General features: G+C 33.0%; 2 protein-coding genes. One reads left to right on the top strand and one right to left on the bottom strand.

Going from position 1 to position 5,238, the window contains the following annotated elements; all coding sequences use genetic code 11:
- Nucleotides 1-681 precede the first annotated feature (681 nt).
- On the bottom strand, nucleotides 682-1,017 hold the full coding sequence (locus tag E4T68_RS08310; protein ID WP_135125925.1) for a helix-turn-helix domain-containing protein: 336 nt from the start codon (nucleotides 1,015-1,017) through the stop codon (nucleotides 682-684).
- A 720-nt stretch (nucleotides 1,018-1,737) separates the two neighbouring features.
- On the opposite strand from E4T68_RS08310, the gene E4T68_RS08305 reads away from it, so the two are divergent.
- On the top strand, nucleotides 1,738-5,238 hold a 3,501-nt coding region (locus tag E4T68_RS08305), incomplete at its 3' end, for a Rib/alpha-like domain-containing protein (protein WP_194185111.1).

Below are 5,238 nucleotides of genomic sequence, written 5' to 3'. Positions count from 1 at the left end.
GTTTAAATATTTTACATATTTACGAACTCGAGTATTTTTAGTGCAAGAAAAATTATTTAAACCATCTTAATATGGGCTGAAAAGTCTATCAAATCAGTATGCTTATTGTCAAGGCACGCTCACGCTATAAACCTTGACAACTGCATACCGATTCGAAAAGAAACAATTAGCCCTATTAAGAAAAAACAACTTAATATTTGCTGGAATTTTTACTTACCAACATAATTTGACGAAGAGCCCTTTTTGTTTGAGTGATCCATTGTATTAAGGAAAACTGTTAATAACTTTATATGCGTTTGGATAGTGCATTAGTTTTTAATTCTGATATTAGATGACTCATTGTATTTCTAATTATCGCATTTTTTAATTATAGAGTTTATAATCAGAAAAGTTCATGTATACTTTCTTGTTGTATTCTACTATGAATAAAATTAATACACAATATAATGAATGCTGAGTATGAGCTAAAAAGAATGAATATATCTAAATATTACAGAGGATAAAACAGTATTATGTGTAATTTATTTATAATATTTAGTGAAAAAAATCAGTTAGATTAAAAGTATGATTTGATGAAGCATCATTTTGCTTAAATTGTTATACAACTTTTTTTATTAACTTGATGTGTCTTTAGTACGAAAATATCCGCTATATGCTAGATTTAACATATAGCGAATATTTTTATTCTATATTGTTAAGAATGTCAATAAAAGATCTTAGTATAGATTCTTGTTTGGTGATGGAAAGGCGTTCGATAGAGAGTATTAATTCATCCAGAAGATGTTGATTTTTGGTGGAAATAGATAGGTCAAAAAATTCTTCTCTTGATATGTTCAAAGCGTCTAAAATCTTTGAAATAGTTTGTATTTTAAAATCGTATTTTTTTACCTCAATATTTTGAACTGCTTTTGTACCTAACCCAGCGATTTCTGAAAGTTTTTCTTGACTAATTCCTTTTTGTTTTCTAAAATATTTTACTCGTGTTGCAATGTATTCTTGTAGATTAGAATTGCTCATTAGCGTACCTCACTATCTAATAGTGTTGCTTATCTCTATATCATACCAACTTTAAAAATATATGATAATTATAGCAAACCTAACTTTTTCGTATAAAAGTATTGCACGCAATACTTTTGTGTGATAGACTGGATTAGTATAATAATTAAGTGCTAAAAAGGGGTATACATATAACACAATATAAGTTTAAAAATGACTTTTTGAGAGAGTTGTGAATAGTATGGTACGTGCAGAAAAGTAAAAGGTGTACAATAATATAGAAGTTGAAAGCATAAAAATTGCACTGTTGTATTGACAACATATCAATCTAGAATATTCATTATAATGTATTTGAAATACTAAATAGGGAGAGAATTGAATACATCAATGTTATGTCAAATGTTTATAAAATATATGAAAAATGATTAATGACAGTTAAAAAGCAATTTTATTTTCTGTAAATTTGTTATACATTTCAAGAAATTATCGAATTTATATATAAAACTATATAAAATATATATTTATATGCGTAATTCTATTATAATTCATAGAATTATAGTATAATCTTATCGTATATAATTTTAAGGTATATTATATGTAACGCTTTTGGGGTCAATTGGAGGTGGAAGGGAAAAGTGCTTTATTAGCTTATTGAATAGTATATAATTCAGGGATAATATGTATAGGGATAAAGCAGTATTATTACGAAATAAAAATAAAGAAAAGGATGAGAGGGAAAACATGTATTTTAATAGACAAAATATGAAACAAACGGGTTGGAGAATGATTAAAAAAGGAAAGAAGATTCTTTTTGGTTGTTCTCTTGTAGCCATGTTTGGTGTAGTAACAGCATCAGTAGGAACTGTTGATGCGCTTGAAGGAGATTCTTTAAGAATAGTTGAAAAAACTGAAATCGATGTAAGAAAAGAAAAATTGACTGATGAAATTCGTTCTTTATCTCATTTGAATGACAATGAAAAACAAGAATTTGTAACTCAAGCGTCAAATGCTCAATCTAAAGATGAATTAAATGCTATTCAATCTGATGCAAGAGCAGCCAATGTAAGAAAAAAACTTGCCGATTATGCCGATAGAAATGCTACGAGTGCTTTTCGTAATGCAGATGAAGGACCGGCTGTTCTTAATGTGGATATAACTGATTCTACTGTGACAATATTGACACAAAATGCTGTGAAAGTAACAGCTACTCTGAATGGTGAACCGGTTGTTTTATCTGGTTCAAATGGTAGTTATTCATTTGAACGTTCTGTTCGTGGTGGACAACTTGTTGTAAAAGTTGTTGATAAAAATGGCGTTGAAAAAACACAGACAACAACTGTTGAACCAATTACTGTTCAAGGTGGCATTAGTGCAAATAGACCGGGAATAGATGTCACAAATGATTTTGATTTAGCAGGTATTACTTCTCCAGCTAGAAATGGTTTGCCTAGTGAAACAAATGTACTTTATGCTGGAACAGAATTTGAGAGTATTGTAGGAAATAAAATTACATTGAATTCTACTTCTTGGACTCAGCTTGCAACTGGATGGAAGAAAGATGCAACATTCCCATTGTCAGGACATTATGTATTGGCTTTCCAGAATCCATTGTTTTATGAAAATATAGATAGTATTTCCGTAAATGGACAACAATTCAAAATGTATAATGGTAATCCATCTACTTGGCATGTTGAGTTATTGACAAAAACGTTCAATACTGGGCATATTGGAACAAAATATGAAAATAAAATTATCATCAATTTAAAGAGCGGAAAAAGTTTAGCAAACCTAGGATTATCTAATACACCGATTTCTTATTCAGCAGGTTGGGTAACTGGTAAAGATTATAAAAAGTCTGAGGGGCCTAATAAACTTGTTGCAGAATCTATTGATAACAGTTGGTTTAGTACAAACAATAGACATTTGAATGCTTCAGATAATGGAGTACGTAATAACTTTACTGGAACTAAGCGAGATGCAGCATCGAATGTTCCACCAATTTTGAAAGTATTGCCAGATTTGTATTCAGGAGATTCTAACACTGTAAGTACAATAAAAGTGGTTTACTTAATTACACCATCAGGTGATTATGGTTTGTTAGGGCCAGCAAATACTTATCAAACATTACCATATCTTGTTCAACAAGTTCCTACAGACTTACTGCCGTTCCTTAGCAAAGGTGATGTGAAAATTTATCGTTCAAATGCTAGTGGGAATTTGTTAAATAATTTCTCAAAATATAATTTGAGCATAGGAAATGATGGAATTGTTGATACAAGAAGTAACTCTCAATTTACTATTGCAGGAAAAAGTAGACAGGCAGATGTTGATAAAGTTCGTAATTTCTTCAGAAAAAACTTGTTTAATTATACTTTAGGACAACCTTTATATATTACGACAGAATATAGATTGAAAAATTCAAAAAATGCTGTTGAATTGGCTAAAGAATTGAATAAAATTATTGTAGCTAATAATGGAACATTGAATTTTGAAGGTTGGATGGGAAGAGAAACAAGAGAAGGTGTCAATCAAAATGGTGGAAATCAACCAGGTATTTTACGAGGCTCATACGCTAATGCGTTTTTAGATACAAACTTGTTGACTCTGAATGCTCCAGATAAACAAACCTATGATGTAACGTATTATGATTCTACTGTTAAAGCTGGAGATACAGCACAGGCCATTGTTCCAAAATTAACGGATATTTCAACAAGACAAGTTGAGGTACCACCAGGTTCTCGCTTTGCTATTTCTAGAAACCCTGAACATCTTAGCAATGTGAGAATTGATGAAAAAACAGGGGTTATTACAGCAACTGTTTCAGAAAATGCACCTGCTGGTACAGAAATTTTGGTACCTGTTACGTTAACGTATCCAGATGGAACACGTGCGACAGTTAATGCAAAAATTATTGTTGAAGCATCTAAACCAAAAGATGCAGAAACGTATGAACCAACGTATACAGATACAAAAGGTAAAGCAGGAAGAACAGCAACAACGAATGCTCCAACATTTAAAGATAGAGAAAATAATGCTGCTACACCAAAAGTAACGTATAAATTAGGTGACAATGCCCCAGCAGGAGCAAGCGTAGATGGAACAACGGGAGTAGTGACTTATCCAATTCCAGAAAATACAGCAGTAGGAACAGAAGTAAATGTTCCAGTTGTTGTAACTTATGAAGATGGAACAACAGACAACACAACTGCAAAAATTATTGTTGAAGCAACAGATGCGGACAAATATACGCCAGAAGCAACACCAGAAGTGATTAAAAAAGGTGGTACAGTTGATTTAACAGATAATATTCGACCAATCACAGATGCAAGTGGAAATCCAGTGCCAGTTACTGTTAAAGACGTAACGCCAGCAGGAACAATAGATCCAAATACACCAGGAGACTACACTGGAAAAGTAGAGGTAACGTATCCAGACGGAAGTAAAGAGACAGTAGATGTTCCAGTCAAAGTAACGCCTGATGAATTAACAGTAGCAACAACACCAGTAACAGTACGTGAGAAAGCACCAGTGCCAACAGATAAAAAAGTTGTGACACCAAGTAAAGAGGGATCAACAATTGAGTCAACACCAACAAATGGAATGAGTGTAGATGGCAATGGAAACTTAACCGGAACACCAGACATTAAAGATTGGGGTAAAGATGAAGAAGAGCGTGTGGTGAAAATTCCAGTTACTGTGAAAAATGGTGGAGAAGTGAAAACAGTAGAAGTACCAGTAACGGTACAACGAGATACAGACGGAGATGGTATCCCAGATGTCACAGATCCAGATGATGACAATGATGGATTTACAGATGAGGAAGAAAAAGCTAAGGGAACAGATCCAAAAGATCCAAATTCAAAACCAAGTACACCAGACACATTAACAGTAGCAACAACACCAGTAACAGTACGTGAAAAAGCACCAGTGCCAACAGATAAAAAAGTTGTGACACCAAGTAAAGAGGGATCAACAATTGAGTCAACACCAACAAATGGAATGAGTGTAGATGGCAATGGAAACTTAACCGGAACACCAGACATTAAAGATTGGGGTAAAGATGAAGAAGAGCGTGTGGTGAAAATTCCAGTTACTGTGAAAAATGGTGGAGAAGTGAAAACAGTAGAAGTACCAGTAACGGTACAACGAGATACAGACGGAGATGGTATCCCAGATGTCACAGATCCAGATGATGACAATGATGGATTTACAGATGAGGAAGAAAAAGCTAAGGGAACAGAT

Origin of the sequence: Granulicatella sp. WM01, from assembly GCF_004570605.1 — a bacterium.
GTDB lineage: Bacteria > Bacillota > Bacilli > Lactobacillales > Aerococcaceae > WM01.
Note: the sequence above shows the minus strand (reverse complement) of the source record. Positions and strands in the feature narration are given on the sequence as shown.